This is a genomic window from Geomonas edaphica (assembly GCF_004917075.1).
Taxonomy (GTDB): Bacteria; Desulfobacterota; Desulfuromonadia; order Geobacterales; family Geobacteraceae; genus Geomonas; species Geomonas edaphica.
The window spans coordinates 400,015-415,132 of the sequence record NZ_SSYB01000004.1 but is presented as its reverse complement, the minus strand read 5'-3'; the positions used below and the strand labels follow the sequence as shown (position 1 = coordinate 415,132).

Below are 15,118 nucleotides of genomic sequence, written 5' to 3'. Positions count from 1 at the left end.
GCTACTTACTCCGGCCTCCCGATACCGAACTTCTCGAGCCGGTATTGTAGCGTCTTGTAGCTCATGCCAAGAAGTGGTGCCGCTTTTGCGATGACCCAGTCGGCCCGTTCCATGGCCTTCGTGATCAGGTCGCGCTCCAGGTTGTCGATGGATATCCCTTCGGCGGGGAAGTCGAAGGGGAGCGACCCCGCCGGGTTCGCCTCGTTATGCACCTCGGCCGGCAGGTCCTCGGGCTGGATGTAATCGCTTTCCGCCATGAGGACGCCGCGCTCGATCACCGACTCGAGCTGGCGCACGTTGCCGGGCCAGTTGTAGTCCAAAAGGATCTTGAGCGCCGGTTTGCCGATCCCCTTGACCGGTATCCCCGACGCCGCGCTGTACTTCTTCAGGAAGAAGTGCGCGAGCGTCACGATGTCGTTCCCCCGTTCGCGCAGGGGGGGGAGGGTGATACGGATCACGTTCAGACGGTAGAAGAGGTCCTCGCGGAAGTTGCCGCGCTTGGTTTCCTGCTCGAGGTCCTTGTTGGTGGCCGAGATGATCCTCACGTCGACCGGGATGTTGATCTTGCCGCCGACTCTGCGGATCTCCTTCTCCTGGATGGTGCGCAAAAGCTTCGCCTGCATGGCGACGTTCATCTCGCCGATCTCGTCCAGGAATACGGTGCCCCCCTCGGCCGCCTCGAAGATGCCGATCTCCCGGCTCCCGGCGCCGGTAAAGGACCCCTTTTCGTGCCCGAAGAGCTCGCTCTCAATGAGCGCGTCGGGGATGGCGGCGCAGTTGATGGCGAAGAACGCCTTGTCCTTCCTCTGGCTGCCGTCGTGGATCGCGCGTGCCACCAGTTCCTTGCCGGTTCCCGACTCGCCGTAGATGAGGACCGTGGTGGAGGTGGGGGCGATCTTGTGGATGATGCGGGCCACTTCCATCATCTTCGGGTGCTCCCCGATCATGTTCGGCAGTGTCCTCGTCTCGGCGAGCTTTTTCTGCAGCACCCGGTTTTCCTTCAGGAGCATGATGCGTTCGAAGGCGCGCTGCACGGTGAGGATCAGGTTCTCGCGTTCGAGGGGCTTTTCCAGGTAGTCGAAGGCCCCCTTCTTCATCGCCTCTACCGCCGAATCGATGGTGCCGTGGGCGGTCATCATCACCACGCATTGGGCGGGATTTTCGCCGAGCACCTGCTCCATGAGCTCCATCCCGGTCATCCCCTGCATCTTGAGGTCGGTGAGCAGGAGGTCGTACTCCGCTCGCTCCAACTCCTGCAGCGCCTCCTCCGCGCTCGGGACGGTGCAGAGGCGGTACCCCGCCTTGGTGAGGATCGCGCTCAGGATATCCCGCTGCCCTTTCTCGTCGTCTACTACAAGGATGCTGCCGCTCATTACCACTCCTGTTTCGTTCATGTCTTTATCGATGCCGCGGCTTACGCCTGCGCCGCCGCTTCCCGCGTTTCCTGCCTCTGCTGCGCCGCGCCGGGCGCCGGAAGGATCACGGTGAAGGTGGTCCCTTCTCCCTTACGGCTAGCCACCGAGATGCTGCCGCCGTGCTCCTTGATGATGCGCTCGGTGATGGCGAGACCAAGACCAATGCCGGCCTCGCGCGTGGTGAAGTAGGGCTGGAAGACCTTCTCGAGGTCCTGCTCCTCGATCCCGGTGCCGTGGTCGCTGAAGGTGAGGCGGAAAACCCCGTTGTCGGCGTCGAGCGCCGCCCCCAGGGTGATGGCGCCACCTTCGGGCATCGCCTGTGAGCTGTTGCTTAAGAAGTTGCAGAGGCAGTTGCGCATCAGTTCCGGGTCGATTTGCAGCGGGGGGAGGTCCGCCGGGATCTCCCTGACCACGGTGATGTTGCGCTCGACGAGCCGGTCCTGCATGATCTGCATCGCCTTGCTGACGAGGTCGTTGTAGCTCACCTGCTGCAGCTTCAGCTTGAGCGGCCGCCCGTAGTTCATGAAGTTGAGGACCATGTAGTTCGCCTTGCGGACCTCTTCCTTGATGTTGTCCGCGATCGAGGTGAGCTCGCCACCCTTGTCGCGGCAGGTCGGCAGCAGCTCGCTCTTTAAGTGGTCGATGGCTAAGCTTATGTAGTTCAGCGGGTTGCGGATCTCGTGGGCGATGCCGGCGGCCAGCTGCCCCACCTTCGAGAGGTGTTCCGCCTCGTAGAGCCTTTTTTCCAGCAGCTCCTTCTCCTTCAGCTTCTTCACCATCTCGTTCAGGTTCGCGGCAAGCTCGCCGATCTCGTCGCCGCTTCCCGCCTCGAAGGTGACGCTCAGGTCACCGGCGGAGACCTCCTTGACGCTCGTGGCCAGGCGACGGATCGGGCTCGTGTAACGGCGCGCCAGGAAGATAATGAGGATCATCCCCGCCATGAAGACGAGCACCGTGGCGGAAAGACGCCGGACGAAGTTCGCGTGCTGGATGTCGCGGATGTTGTCCAAAAGGAGGTTTATCTGTACGTAGCCCAGCTGCTCGTCCCCAACGATGACCGGCACGACGAGGTCGTAGGGTTTAAGCGATCCCCCTCCGCCGCCGCGGCGTGATGCCTTGAGACCCTTCTCGAGTTTCTTGATCTCGCGCTTCTTGCCGACCTGTGCCGGGTCGGAGGAGTTGATGATCTCCCCCTCGTTGTTGATGATGTTGATCTCGTTGATCCCTTTGTTCTTGGCGTGGCTTAGGTACTCGGAGAGGCGGGAGGACTCCTCTTCGGAGGTGAGGTCCTCCACGCTCAGCTGAATCGCCTTGGAGACCACCGTGGAGCTCTCCTGGATCTCCTGCACCAGGTCGTTCTGGCTGAACTGGTTCAGGAGGAAGAGTACCAGCGTGGCGACTACCAGCATGGTGAGCATGATCATCACCAGCTTTGTATTAAGTTTCATAACACCCTTTCCAGACGGTGAGTTTTCACTAAGCTCCGAAGTATACTGCAGCGCCTTCACCCAGACAAGAGCGATCTCTCGCTGGGGGGCGGTTGTGACTTCGGTTAATTAACTTCCATTAGCGTGAACTTGCTGCTAAGATGCCGGTCGTTGATATTCATGACCAGAGGCGGCGGGAGGATCGGGAGCATGAGTTACATCGTCGACAGGATTTCGAACAACCTCAGGATCGACCCGGACGCGGGGGGGCAGGAGCATCGACGCAAGCGGGAAAAGCCTGGCCACAAGGCGGATCAGGCGGACAGCGTCAGCATCTCCGACGAGGCGAAAAAGCTGCTGCAGGAGGCCGAGGTGGAGGAGACTCCCGAGGCCTAGCTGGTGAAGAGGGCCTTGTCCTCGCCGAAAGCCTTGTCGAAGATATCCAGCATCTCCTCGGCCTTTTGCTCGCTTAAGTTCAGCATCTGGCCAGCCTTCGAGCCGGCGAGATCCACATCTTCCCGCGGCTCCCTGATGCCGATGCCGAGCTTGAGGCAGAACTGGTCCGCAAGCGAGGTGACCGCGGTGAGGTTCACCACCGCCGGGTCGTCCAGTTCGGTGAAGTCGAGGTTGTGGTGCTGCAGTATGGCGCTGGTCAGTATCTCCGGGAAGTTCCACTTCTTTATCACGTATGCCCCCACCTCGTCGTGGGTGAAGGGGTATATCCCGCGTTCCGCCTGCCCGAAGGTGATCCCCTCGTTGTAACAGTGCTGCATGACCTCCTGGAACTTGTCGCGGTCCAGGGTGTTCATGATGATCTTGCCGATGTCGTGGAACAGGCCGGCCAGGAAGGCCTCCTCCTCGTTGGCGGCGCGGGTGCGGTTAGCGATGATTCTGGCGGCGAGGCCGGCGGCGAAGGAATGCTCCCAGAGCATCTTCTCGGTGAGCCCGTACGGCTTGTACACCTGTTTCACCGAGGCGGCTACGACGAGGCTTCGTAAGGTGCTGAAGCCCAGGATTACGATGGCGCTTGATAGGGTCTGGATCTGGCGGCGGCAGCCGTAGAAAGAGGAGTTGGATATCTTGAGGACACGGGCCGCGACGGCCGGGTCCGAGGAAACAATCTTGGCCAGTTCTTCTGCCGTTGCCGTGTCACTCTCGATGAGCTGCATAACCTTGATGGCGACGATGGGGATGGTGGGGAGGTCCGCTGCGGTCATGATCGCAGTTTCGAGTTCTTTGTTCATGCCATGAGATCCTTGCGTGGGCTGGGACGGCGGGTTTCAGTTAGGTTCCAAAATATACCAAATTGTTAGCTTTAAGCAAGCGGGGATTTAATGATTGAAAGGGGGGGCTGCGCGGTCTATACTGCGGCGAAAAAACAGGATAGGTCGGTACATTGATCGTTAAGACGACGCAGTTTATTAAGAGTGCAACGAGACCCGCCCACTACCCCGAGGGTGACCTCCCCGAGATCGCCTTCGCCGGCCGTTCCAACGTGGGGAAATCTTCGCTGGTGAACGTGCTGGTGAACCGCAAGAACCTGGTGCGCACGAGCTCCACCCCGGGGCGTACCCAGCTCATCAACTTCTTCCAGGTGAACGACGACTTCATGCTGGTCGACCTCCCGGGGTACGGCTACGCCAAGGTGCCGCTTGCCGTGAAGAAGGACTGGCGCCCGATGATGGAGACCTACCTCGCCAAAAGGAAGAACCTGCGCGGCGTGGTGCTCATCCTGGATATCCGCCGGGTTCCGACCGAGGACGACCTGCAGATGCTCGCCTGGCTCAGGGCCTATTCCGTCGCCCCGATCCTCGTGGTTACCAAGTGCGACAAGCTCTCCAAGAACGAGCGCGCGCGGCAGACCGCGGTGATCGCCGAGAAGCTCGGCGTGGCGAAGGGAGAACTCACCTTCTTCTCCGCGCTGAACAAGGAAGGACGCGACGCGGTATGGGCCCGCATCGATGCCCTTTTGGCGCCAGAATACGCCGAAACCGGCGAAATAGCGCCGGAAGCCGAGCCGGTTATTGATTGACAACCAGCGGCGCCTCTGTTAGTAAACATGGCGCTGTATTAAAATCGAGACGTTTGTCCTGGTGCCCCGAGTGGGGTTAAAAGGGAAGAGGGTGTGAATCCCTCGCTGTCCCGCAACTGTGAACGGAGATGAAAGCCGCAACAACGCCACTGATCGTATCGGGAAGGCGCGGCGAGTAAGACGACCCGTGAGTCAGGAAACCTGCCAGGATAGAAGCTTACCGCAACCTCCGTGGCAGAGGGGCTAAAGCCGGAATCGCGCCCGCAGTGCGATTTTTGACCCGCCTTCCGTCCATGGAAGGGGGGTTTTTTTATGTCCAAAACGGTCCTGGTCACCGGCGGTGCGAGAAGCGGCAAGAGCCGGTTCGCCGAGGGGCTCGCCGAGAGCTACGCGCCCATGCGCGGCTACCTCGCCACCGGGGAGGCGGGCGACGCCGAGATGGCCGAGCGCATCGAGCGGCACCGGGGAAGGCGCGGGCCCGAGTGGCAGACAGTAGAGGAGCCCGTCGGGGTGGAGGCAGCGATCCGCGCCCACGAGCACCGCTTCAACGTGATCCTTATGGACTGCGTCACCCTCTGGGTCACGAACCTCCTCTTCCGTTGCGAGGGGGGCGCGCAGGAGGCCCTGGCGCAGGTGAAGAGCTTTGCCGGAAGCTTCCCTATTTTAAATACACCACTCATCATCGTCACCAACGAGGTCGGCATGGGGATCGTCCCGGAGCACCCGCTCTCGCGGACCTTCCGGGACCTGGCGGGTGAGGCGAACGAGATCATAGCCGCGGCGGCCGACGAGGTGTACGTCACCATCTCCGGGCTGCCGCTCAGGCTCAAATGAAAGTTGCGATGACGCACAAGGAGGCAGGCATGACACTTCTGGAGGCCACCCTGGCCAAAATTCAGCCCGTGGACGAGGCGCTTCTCGCCAAGGCCCAGGCCAAACTCGACAACAAGACCAAACCGCAGGGCTCGCTCGGGCGTCTGGAGGAGGTGGCGCGCCGTTTCGCCGCCATCACCGAGGACCTTTCCCCCGATACGACGAAGAAGGTGATCTTCACCTTCGCGGGCGACCACGGCATCGTCGAGGAAGGGGTCTCCCTCTTCCCGAAAGAGGTCACACCGCAGATGGTGCTTAACTTCCTGCGCGGCGGCGCCGGGGTGAACGTGCTTGCGCGTCACTCGGGCGCGGAGGTGCGCGTGGTGGACGTCGGCGTCGACTACGACTTCGAACCCGCCCCCGGACTCATCATCAGGAAAGTGGCGAAGGGAACGCGTAACTTCGCTAAGGGCCCCGCCATGACCACCGAGGAGGCGGTCGCCGCCGTCGAGGTCGGCATCGCGCTTGCCGAAGAGGCCAAGAAGGAAGGGGTCGCCATGGTCGGCACCGGCGAGATGGGGATCGGCAACACGAGCCCCTCTTCCGCAATCATCGCCGCCATCGCCGGGTGCACCGTCCGCGAAGTGACGCACCGCGGCACCGGTATCGGCGACCAGGCGCTTGAGAACAAGATCCGGGTGATCCAGGCCGGCCTTGACCTGAACCGCCCCGACCCGCAGAACCCGCTCGAAGTCCTTACCAAGGTCGGGGGGCTGGAGATCGCCGGGATCGCAGGGCTCGTGCTCGGCGCCGCCGCGAACCGCCTGCCGGTCGTGGTGGACGGCTTCATATCTACCGCCGGCGCGCTCATCGCCTCGGAGATGCATCCCTCGGTGCGCGACTACATCTTCACCGCACACACCTCCGTGGAGATCGGGCACCAGATGATGATGGAGCGGATCGGCGTGAAACCGCTTCTCGACCTGCAGTTCCGTCTCGGCGAGGGAACCGGCGCGGCCCTCGCCATGGGGCTCATCGAGGCAGGTGTCAAGGTGTTGAAGGAGATGGCGACCTTTGAAGAAGCCGGGGTGGCCTCCTCTTAGGAGGCGGGAGGACCGATGCGTCTCTTCATCATCGCCTTCCAGTTCCTCACCATCGTGCCGCTGCCGGTAACGGTGCGCTGCGAGGAGGAGGACCTGGGGCGTTCCATGGCCTTCTTCCCGCTGGTGGGGCTCGCGGTCGGAGCCCTCATGGCGGGGGCGGATTTCCTGCTCGCGCCGCTGCTGCCGCGCCCGGTGGGCGACCTCGTGCTCGTCGCCCTTTTGAGTGTCGTGACCGGGGCGCTGCATCTGGACGGCCTCTCCGACGTCTGCGACGGGCTAGCGGCGCGTGGCCCGAGGGAGCGCTTCCTCGAGATCATGAAGGATTCGCGCGTCGGCGCGGTCGGTGCGGTCGGCCTCGTGCTCGGGCTCATGCTCAAGTACCAGGCGCTCCTGGCGCTCCCCTTGGAGCACAAGCGCGCGGCGCTCCTCTTCTTCCCGATGGCGGCGCGCTTCGCCCAGGTGCAGATGACGGTCGGCTCGAAGCGGGCGAGGAAGGACGGCCTCGGGCACGCCTTCGTCGGGGGCGCTGGGGCACTGCAGCTCGTCCTGGCCGGTGCCTGTACCGTGGCGGTCGCAGCTCTCCTTTTGGGGCTTTCGGGCCTCGTCACCCTGCTCCTTTTGTTCGTGCTCACCTTAGGCGTCAAGGGGTGGGCGCACCGCAGGCTCGGCGGCGTCACCGGTGACGTGATCGGCTGCGCGAGCGAGCTGAACGAGATCTTCTCCCTGATCTTCCTGCTGGCCCTTCTCGGGCGGCTTGGGTAGGCCCGGGATAAAGGACGTGACCATGGAAAGAACACGCATACATCTGATCCGCCACGGCGAGGTCGAACGCTCCCACTGCTACAACGGGCACTTCGACGTCCGCCTCACCCCGCGCGGCGAGGAGATGTACCACCAGATGAAGCCGCGCCTCGACCCGGACCGGATCACCGCCCTCTACACGAGCGACCTTTACCGCACCGTGCGCGGCGGGGAGATCCTCGGGCCGTACCTCGGCGTGGCCCCGGTAAAGGTGCCCGCCCTCCGGGAGCTGAACTGCGGGGCGTGGGAGGGACTCTCCGTGGCCCAGATCCAGGAACAGCGCCCGGACGAGTGGGCGGCAAGGATTGCTGACCTGGAGCACTTCTGCGCACCCGGTGGGGAAAGCTTGGGCGCACTCGCTGCCCGCGTGCTGCCGGCCCTGAGGGCGATCGTGGAGCGGCATCGCGGCGAGGACGTGCTCGTCGTGGCGCACGGCGGCGTGAACCGTATCGTCCTCCTGGACGCGATAAAGGCGCCCTTGGGATCCTTCTTCAGCATCGACCAACAGTACTGCGCCATGAACATCATCGACTACTGGGCCGACGGCAACACCGTGGTGCAGTTGGTCAACGGGTGACGGGGCGGCTTCCATGAAACGATTCGTCATCGCGGCACCGCACAGCGGCTCGGGGAAGACCACGGTCACCCTCGGCATCATGGCCATTCTGAGCCGGCGCGGGTTTAGCGTCGCCCCCTTCAAGGTGGGGCCGGACTTCATCGACCCCGGCTATCACCGGCTGGTGACCGGCGCACCTTCCGTGAACCTGGACGGCTGGATGTGCCCCCCGGGCTTCGTTCGCGACACCTTCGTCCGCCATGCGGCCGGTGCCGACGTCGCGGTGATCGAGGGGGTGATGGGGCTCTTCGACGGCATCGACGGAGTATCCGAGTCAGGGAGCACGGCGCAGGTGGCGAAGCTCCTCGCGGCGCCGGTCGTGCTTGTCGTGGACGCCCGGAGCCAGGCCCGCAGCGCCGCCGCCCTGGTGCACGGCTTCGCGAGTTTCGATCCCGGCGTCAAGGTTGCCGGGGTCATCTTCAACAACGTGGCGAGCGCGAACCATGAGGCGATCCTGCGGGAGGCCGTGACGGCTTCCCTGCCGCACGTCGCCGTCTTAGGCTGCCTTCCGAAGGACCCCGCGCTCGGCATCCCTTCGCGCCACCTGGGGCTGACGACGGCGGAGGAGAACCCGCTCTCGGACGAGTTCCTCGACCATCTGGCCCGGGTCATGGAGCGGCATCTCGATCTGGAGCGCCTGCTCGATACGGCGCCGGAAGAATTCCCGGTTCAAGGAGAGCAGACCTGCGCGAGGGTCGATGACGACTTCGGCCCGGTGCGCATCGCGGTCGCCCGCGACGCCGCTTTCTGTTTCGCCTATCCGGACAACCTGCGTCTTCTGGAGGAAGCGGGCGCCGAGCTTTGCTACTTCTCGCCCCTTGCCGATGCGGCGCTCCCCGACGGCGTCGACGGCATGTACCTCCCGGGGGGCTATCCCGAACTCTTCGCGGCGCGGCTCGCGGAAAACGTGGCGATGCGGCAGGCGATCCTGAGCGCGGTGGAGCGGGACATGCCGGTGTACGCCGAGTGCGGCGGCTTCATCTACCTGACCGGCGCGGTGGCCGCCGACGAAGGGAGCCACCCCATGGTGGGGGTCTTTCCGGTGCAGACCCGCATGCTGGCGCGCAGAAAGGCGCTCGGCTACCGCGAGGTGGAGCTTTTGACCGACGGCATTGTAGGGAAAAAGGGTGCCGTCGCCCGCGGGCACGAATTTCATTATTCAGAGATGGAGGAGGTGCCGCAGCGTTTCGAGCGGCTCTACCGCGTCAGCAGGAAGGGGATCGACCTCGGCTTCGAGGGGTACCGCTACCGCAACTGCCTCGCCTCCTACATACATTTACATTTCGGCAGCGCGCCGGGTATCGCACGGGACTTCGTGGGGCACTGCAGGGCATACCGGACCAGGAGTCTTACATGAAAACGCAGATCGAATCGGCGCGCGCGGGCATCGTCACCGCGCAGATGGCGCAGGTGGCATGTGACGAGAACGTGACGCCGGAGTACGTCAGGGAAAAAGTGGCGCTGGGGCAGATCGTCATCCCCTGGAACCACGTCAGAAAACCGAAGGTGGCCGGCATCGGCGCCGGGCTGAGGACCAAGGTGAACGCCTCCATCGGCACCTCCTCCGACATCATCGACTACGAGGCCGAGGTAAGAAAGGCGCGTGCCGCGCAGCAATCCGGCGCCGACACCCTCATGGAGCTCTCCGTCGGGGGGGACCTGGACCGGGTGCGCCGCGAGGTGATCGCCGCGGTCGACCTGCCGGTCGGCAACGTGCCGCTGTACCAGGCATTCTGCGAGGCGGCGCGCAAATACGGCGACCCGAACAAGCTCGACGAGGAGATGCTCTTCGATATCATCGAACGCCAGTGCGCCGACGGCATGGCCTTCATGGCGGTACACTGCGGTATCAACCTCTACACCTTGGAGCGGTTGAGAAAGCAGGGGTACAGATACGGCGGGCTGGTCTCCAAGGGGGGCGTCAGCATGGCCGCCTGGATGCTCGCCAACAACCGCGAGAACCCGCTCTACGAGAAGTTCGACCGCGTGGTCGAGATCCTGAAGCGCTACGACACCGTCCTTTCGCTCGGTAACGGCCTCAGGGCGGGGGCGATCCACGACTCGAGCGACCGCGCTCAGATCCAGGAACTCTTGATCAACTGCGAGCTCGCCGAGATTGGCCGCGACATGGGGTGCCAGATGCTGGTGGAAGGCCCGGGCCACGTACCGCTGGACGAGATCGAGGGGAACATAAAGCTGCAGAAAAGGATGAGCGGCGGCGCACCGTACTACATGCTGGGGCCGATTGCCACCGACGTCGCCCCCGGTTTCGACCACATCACCGCCGCCATCGGGGCGGCCCAGTCCTCGCGCTACGGCGCCGACCTGATCTGCTACATTACGCCTGCCGAGCATCTCGCCCTCCCCAACGAGGAGGACGTGAAGATGGGGGTCAAGGCGGCCAAGATCGCGGCCTACATCGGCGACATGAACAAGTACCCGGAGAAAGGGAGGGAGCGCGACAAGGAGATGAGCAAGGCGCGCCGCGACCTGAACTGGCAGCGCCAGTTCGAGCTCGCCCTTTTTCCCGAGGACGCGGCCGAGATAAGGAAGAGCCGCGTTCCCGAGGACGAGCAGACCTGCACCATGTGCGGCGACTTCTGCGCCTCCCGCGGCGCCGGAAAGATCTTCGCCGCCGACCTGCGCGGAGACAAGATTTGATGCGTAACACTGCACGTCGCGAAAATGATGGCACACTCCCCCACCCCCCTTCCCCCTCCCGCAAGGGTAGGGGGAGAGCCGGGATATGGGCGCTACCAACGGGAATGCTTTTTACCTTGCTGTTGGCCTCCCCCGCGTTCGCGATGCACATCTCGGAGGGGATCCTCCCGTTTTCCTGGGCGCTCGCCTGGTACCTCGTGCTCGTGCCGTTCCTGGCGCTGGGTGCGAGGCGGCTGAACACACTTGCGCGCGAGGACCTTTCCCTCAAGCCGCTGGTGGGGCTTTTGACCGCCGTCGTCTTCATCATCTCCTGCATGCCGATCCCGGTTCCCACCGCGGGGACCTGCTCGCATCCGTGCGGTACCGGCGTGTCGGCGATCCTGGTCGGTCCCCTGATCAGCGTGGTCGTCGCCGCGGTGTCGCTGCTGATCCAGGCGCTCTTTCTCGCTCACGGCGGCCTGTCCACCCTGGGCGCCAACGCCCTTTCCATGGGTGTGATCGGCTCCTTCGCCGCCTGGTTCACCTTCCGGGCCCTGCGCCGCATGGGCGGGAGCCTCGGCGTCGCCGGTTTCTTCGCGGGAATCGTTGCCGACTGGGCCACTTATACGGCAACTTCCCTCTTCCTCGCCCTGGGGATCCGGGGGGACGCGCCTCTCTGGCCGCTCTTTGCCAAGGTCGTGGTGGCCTTTCTCCCCACCCAGCTTCCCTTGGGCATCCTCGAAGGGGTGATCACCGCCGGGATGGTCACGCTTCTCTACCGGAAACGGCCGGACCTGCTGGTCAGGATGAGGGTGATCACGGAAAAGGAGGGGGCCGTCAATGGGTGACCGGAAACAGTGGAAAAAAACGCTCCGCTCTGCGATTATGCTCCCCGCGCTGCTGCTTGCCCTCGCTTGTTTCTCTTCCGTTTCCCAGGCCTGGGACGGGGTCGACGAGGCCGTGGTGGAGAAAGTCGCCAAGGAGCACGGCCGGGAGGCGAAACCGCCCCTTCTCGATCTATCCGGCGACCTGCTGTTGTTCGCCTTTCTCATGGCGGGAGCGGTGGGGGGCTTCGTGGCGGGATACTATTGGCGTGACCTGACGGCCCAAAAGCCGAGGAAAGATGATGCATCATCACTTAAGCACACATAGCTTTCATGGCGCGCATGCCCTGGTGCAGGTCGACGCCCGGGTGAAGCTTTTGAGCGCGCTCGCCTTGCTGGTCATGGTGATCACCTCGCAAACGGCTGCGTTCCCGCTCCTCGTTGCCGCCGCGGGCCTCGTTTTCTGTCTGCGCCTCGGGACGCCGGTGCGCCTGTTGGCGCTGCGCTTTTCCGAGCCGCTCTTCATCGCGATCGTCGTGCTGCTGCTTAAGACCTTCTTCTCGGGTAATGCTCCCCTTTTCAGCTTCGGCCTTCTGGGGTATGAACTAGTGGCGCACCGCGATGGCCTGGATGCCGGGCTCCTCATCGCCGGGCGCATACTGGGAGGGGTTACCCTGCTGGGGGTGGTCGGATTCTCGACGCCGTTCACCGAGCTGATGGCCGCCCTTTCCTGGATGAGGGTACCCCAGGTGCTTGTCGACGTTGCACTTTTCGCGTGGCGCTACCTCTTCCTGCTTCTGGAGGATGCCCAGGTGGTTTACCACGCCCAGAAAAACCGGCTCGGCTACGTCGGCTGCCGTCGTGCCCTTGCTTCCTTCGGCACCCTCGCCGGCGTGATGGTGATCAAGGCGTTCGACAACAGCCAGAGCATCACGACGGCGATGGTGCAGCGCGGCTACGACGGCGTCATGCCCATGTCGATGCACCGGCCGCTGCGCGTAGCCGAGGTCGGGTCGGCGCTTCTTTTCGTCGGCGCCATGGCCGTCATCAGGCTCATCTAGAGGGGTATCGTGGATACGAGAATTTCGGTCGACCTGGAAAGCTACAAATACCCCGACGGGACCGTCGCGCTTGCCGAGATGCGCCTTGAGATCCGCCGCGGCGAGTTCACCGGGATCCTCGGATCCAACGGCTCGGGGAAGACGACGCTTTTGAAGGTCATGGACGGCCTGATCAAGGGGTACAAGGGCGAGGTGCTGCTCGACGGGGAGAACGTGCTGAAGCTGCATCCGCGCGACATCTACCGCAAGGTGGGGCTCGTGTTCCAGAACCCTGACGACCAGCTCTTCGCCACCACCGTCTTCGAGGACGCCGCTTTCGGACCGCGCAACATGGGGTGCGGCGACGCGGAGGTGAAAACCCGTGTCGAGGCCGCGCTCGCCAGCGTCGACATGGCTGAGTTCGCTGGCAAAGGGATTCACAACTTGAGCTACGGGCAGAAAAAGCGCGTCTGCATCGCGGGACTTCTGGCCATGGGGCACGAGATCCTGCTCCTGGACGAACCTACCGCAGGGCTCGATCCCATGGGGGAGTACCGGATGATGGAACTCCTGACCCGGCTGAATCGGGACCAGGGGGTTACCATAGTCATGGCGACGCACAGCGTCGATCTTGTGCCGATCTTCCTGCATCAGCTTCACATCTTGAGTCGCGGGCGGCTGATCCGCGGCGGCGCTCCCGAGGAGGTCTTTACCGCTCCCGATGAGCTTGCCAACGTGAAGTTGCGCCTGCCCCACATCGCCGAGCTCATTTACCAGTTGAAGCACGAGGAGGGTTTCTCCTTCAGCCGGCTCCCCCTCACCATCGGCGAGGCGCGCCGCGAGATGGTGGAGGCGATGCAGCGTTCCCGTTCCGGGAATTAAGCTTCACCGCAATGTGCCATCTGCACTTCTGGCTCAGTAGCGCTTTTCCAATACTGTGGCGCGCGTCCTGCCTATCATGCCGGCGACGCTACCCATCTCGTCCACGGAATCACCTTCGATCAGCTTTATGTGCGTCAGGCCGGCCGGTATTTCGTTGAAGGTCGGGTCGATCGGCATCCAGCTCCCGTTCAAATGGCTTTCGGCCCAGCTGTGGTAGAGAAAGCCGTCCCCCTGGTAGACGAGACCCGAGACGAAGCGCGTAGGTATGCCTGTGGCGCGGGCGAGCGAGGTGTAGAGACGAGCATGGCTTTGGCAGTTGCCGCGCCCCTTTTGTAGAGTTTCCAGCGGTGATTGTGCGTCGGTTACATCGGGCTTGATCTCCGCCGCGACCCACGCGGCCAAAAGGCCCGCTTTCTTTGCCGGGTCCTTCTCGTCCCCTACGATGGCCTTCGCGCGGGCGACGATTTCGGGGTTGTCGCTGGGCGTCCGCGCTCCCGGCTGCACGTCCGCCTCGGCGGGAGGTGCAGCTGCCGCAGGGGCCGGGTTTGGCAGGGTGAAGACGACGCTGCCGTCGGGCGACCGTTCCGCCTTCTGCCTCACACCCTGCAAGAGTGGCTGCTCAGCAGGGATGCCGGTCATACGGACGACCAGTTTCTGCAGCCGCTCCGGATGCTCGATCGGGGGGGTGACCCGTATGAGGCTCAGGTCGAAGACGAGGTCCTTCTTCGCCATGGCAGCCTCGGCGAGCTCGGCCCTCGCCGTCGCCTCGTCCCTGGCGAGCGTGACCACGAGCCCGTCCCGCACGGATTCCTTCAGGACGTTCCCCTTCAAGTCGATCCAGATGTCGTTGTCCACCATGGGGTAAAGGTTGTTCCTGAGGTGCACCACCGCCTTCCCGTCCAGGGTTTCCTGCCCGACCACTTCCACCTTCGCTTGCTTGACCTTCACCGCCTCTACGTCGAGGTACTGGATCTTGTAGGTCTTACCGGGCACCGCCCCATGCATGAGCGGGTAGAGGTTCAGTGCGTGCGGCGGGTAGACGACGCCTTTCACCTTGAGAGTATGCTCCTTCGTGCCGTTCCCGGAGCGGGTTACGACGCTGATCCCTTTGGGCGTGACCTCACCGCTTACCGCCGAGGGGCTGCCGTCGATACGCGTTTCCGCCTGGAAGGAGCGCAGTGCCAGGTTCGGCGCGACCTGGTAGGTCTCGGTGGAGCTTGCTTCTCTCGAAAAGCCCATCACCTTCATCTTTACGCTGCCGCGCGAGGCGAACTGGTAACCATCTGTAGTACGGGTCACGGTGGTTTGGCCGAAACCGACCTGCTCGTCCCCCATGATGATGGCAAACCAGTGCTCCCCTTCCGGGAGGGAAGCAAGTTGCGGCAGGGGGGCTGCCAACAGGCGCAGCGGCAGAAGAAGCATGATGAAGGTGGCCAGCAACTTCCCGTATTTGATATGGCGCGACATGGGCGGCTCCTCGAGAACTTTGATGATTTACTGCGGTGCGTGCGGGGGAATTTATACC

The 15,118-nt window shown here is 63.5% G+C and carries 16 protein-coding genes and 1 riboswitch; of the genes, 12 read left to right on the top strand and 4 right to left on the bottom strand.

The window, feature by feature from the left end; genetic code table 11:
* Positions 1 to 5: 5 nt before the first annotated feature.
* The gene (locus E8K79_RS12585; protein WP_136515046.1) at positions 6 to 1,373 is read right to left on the bottom strand and encodes a sigma-54-dependent transcriptional regulator; all 1,368 of its coding nucleotides are present in this window, start codon (positions 1,371 to 1,373) and stop codon (positions 6 to 8) included.
* Between the two features lie 41 nt (positions 1,374 to 1,414).
* On the bottom strand, positions 1,415 to 2,863 hold the full coding sequence (locus E8K79_RS12580) for a sensor histidine kinase (protein WP_136515045.1): 1,449 nt from the start codon (positions 2,861 to 2,863) through the stop codon (positions 1,415 to 1,417).
* Between the two features lie 189 nt (positions 2,864 to 3,052).
* Between E8K79_RS12580 and E8K79_RS12575 the strand changes: the two genes are divergently transcribed.
* On the top strand, positions 3,053 to 3,238 hold the full coding sequence (locus E8K79_RS12575; RefSeq protein WP_136515044.1) for a hypothetical protein: 186 nt from the start codon (positions 3,053 to 3,055) through the stop codon (positions 3,236 to 3,238).
* Here the strand turns inward: E8K79_RS12575 and E8K79_RS12570 are convergent.
* The gene (locus tag E8K79_RS12570; RefSeq protein WP_136515043.1) at positions 3,235 to 4,086 is read right to left on the bottom strand and encodes an HDOD domain-containing protein; all 852 of its coding nucleotides are present in this window, start codon (positions 4,084 to 4,086) and stop codon (positions 3,235 to 3,237) included. The genes E8K79_RS12575 and E8K79_RS12570 overlap by 4 nt on opposite strands.
* A 152-nt stretch (positions 4,087 to 4,238) precedes the next feature.
* Here E8K79_RS12570 and yihA point away from each other — a divergent pair, with 152 nt between their 5' ends.
* The 11 genes from yihA (at position 4,239) to E8K79_RS12515 (ending at position 13,593) form a co-directional block, all read left to right on the top strand.
* Positions 4,239 to 4,874, top strand: a complete 636-nt coding sequence (gene yihA / locus E8K79_RS12565) for a ribosome biogenesis GTP-binding protein YihA/YsxC (protein ID WP_136515042.1) — start codon at positions 4,239 to 4,241, stop codon at positions 4,872 to 4,874.
* 42 nt (positions 4,875 to 4,916) lie between these two features.
* Positions 4,917 to 5,097: riboswitch (cobalamin riboswitch) on the top strand.
* An 89-nt stretch (positions 5,098 to 5,186) separates the two neighbouring features.
* Positions 5,187 to 5,708 carry a bifunctional adenosylcobinamide kinase/adenosylcobinamide-phosphate guanylyltransferase gene (gene cobU / locus E8K79_RS12560; protein ID WP_136515041.1) on the top strand — a complete coding sequence of 174 codons (522 nt, stop codon included), beginning with the start codon at positions 5,187 to 5,189 and terminating at the stop codon, positions 5,706 to 5,708.
* 29 nt (positions 5,709 to 5,737) lie between these two features.
* Positions 5,738 to 6,790 (top strand): nicotinate-nucleotide--dimethylbenzimidazole phosphoribosyltransferase, encoded by a 1,053-nt coding sequence (gene cobT, locus E8K79_RS12555; RefSeq protein WP_136515040.1) that lies wholly within the window; start codon positions 5,738 to 5,740, stop codon positions 6,788 to 6,790.
* Positions 6,791 to 6,805: 15 nt separating this feature from the next.
* Positions 6,806 to 7,552, top strand: coding sequence for an adenosylcobinamide-GDP ribazoletransferase (gene cobS, locus E8K79_RS12550; protein WP_136515039.1), 747 nt, complete (start codon positions 6,806 to 6,808; stop codon positions 7,550 to 7,552).
* A 22-nt stretch (positions 7,553 to 7,574) separates the two neighbouring features.
* Complete coding sequence (locus tag E8K79_RS12545; protein WP_136515038.1) at positions 7,575 to 8,168, top strand: histidine phosphatase family protein; 594 nt, start codon at positions 7,575 to 7,577, stop codon at positions 8,166 to 8,168.
* 13 nt (positions 8,169 to 8,181) lie between these two features.
* Positions 8,182 to 9,564, top strand: a complete 1,383-nt coding sequence (locus E8K79_RS12540; RefSeq protein WP_136515037.1) for a cobyrinate a,c-diamide synthase — start codon at positions 8,182 to 8,184, stop codon at positions 9,562 to 9,564.
* Positions 9,561 to 10,868 (top strand): phosphomethylpyrimidine synthase ThiC, encoded by a 1,308-nt coding sequence (thiC, locus tag E8K79_RS12535; protein ID WP_136515036.1) that lies wholly within the window; start codon positions 9,561 to 9,563, stop codon positions 10,866 to 10,868. The genes E8K79_RS12540 and thiC overlap by 4 nt, the downstream gene beginning before the upstream one ends.
* 104 nt (positions 10,869 to 10,972) lie before the next feature.
* Complete coding sequence (locus E8K79_RS21510; RefSeq protein WP_136515035.1) at positions 10,973 to 11,695, top strand: energy-coupling factor ABC transporter permease; 723 nt, start codon at positions 10,973 to 10,975, stop codon at positions 11,693 to 11,695.
* Positions 11,688 to 11,999: a cobalt ABC transporter permease gene (locus E8K79_RS21505; RefSeq protein WP_136515034.1), complete on the top strand. Its 312-nt coding sequence runs from the start codon at positions 11,688 to 11,690 to the stop codon at positions 11,997 to 11,999. The genes E8K79_RS21510 and E8K79_RS21505 overlap by 8 nt, the downstream gene beginning before the upstream one ends.
* Entirely contained in the window at positions 11,971 to 12,732 is a 762-nt protein-coding gene (gene cbiQ, locus E8K79_RS12520) for a cobalt ECF transporter T component CbiQ (RefSeq protein WP_136515033.1), read from the top strand. The genes E8K79_RS21505 and cbiQ overlap by 29 nt, the downstream gene beginning before the upstream one ends.
* Before the next feature lie 9 nt (positions 12,733 to 12,741).
* Positions 12,742 to 13,593 (top strand): energy-coupling factor ABC transporter ATP-binding protein, encoded by an 852-nt coding sequence (locus E8K79_RS12515; protein ID WP_136515032.1) that lies wholly within the window; start codon positions 12,742 to 12,744, stop codon positions 13,591 to 13,593.
* Positions 13,594 to 13,626: 33 nt separating this feature from the next.
* Here the strand turns inward: E8K79_RS12515 and E8K79_RS12510 are convergent, their stop codons facing one another.
* Positions 13,627 to 15,060 carry a transglutaminase-like domain-containing protein gene (locus E8K79_RS12510; RefSeq protein WP_136515031.1) on the bottom strand — a complete coding sequence of 478 codons (1,434 nt, stop codon included), beginning with the start codon at positions 15,058 to 15,060 and terminating at the stop codon, positions 13,627 to 13,629.
* Positions 15,061 to 15,118: the final 58 nt, after the last annotated feature.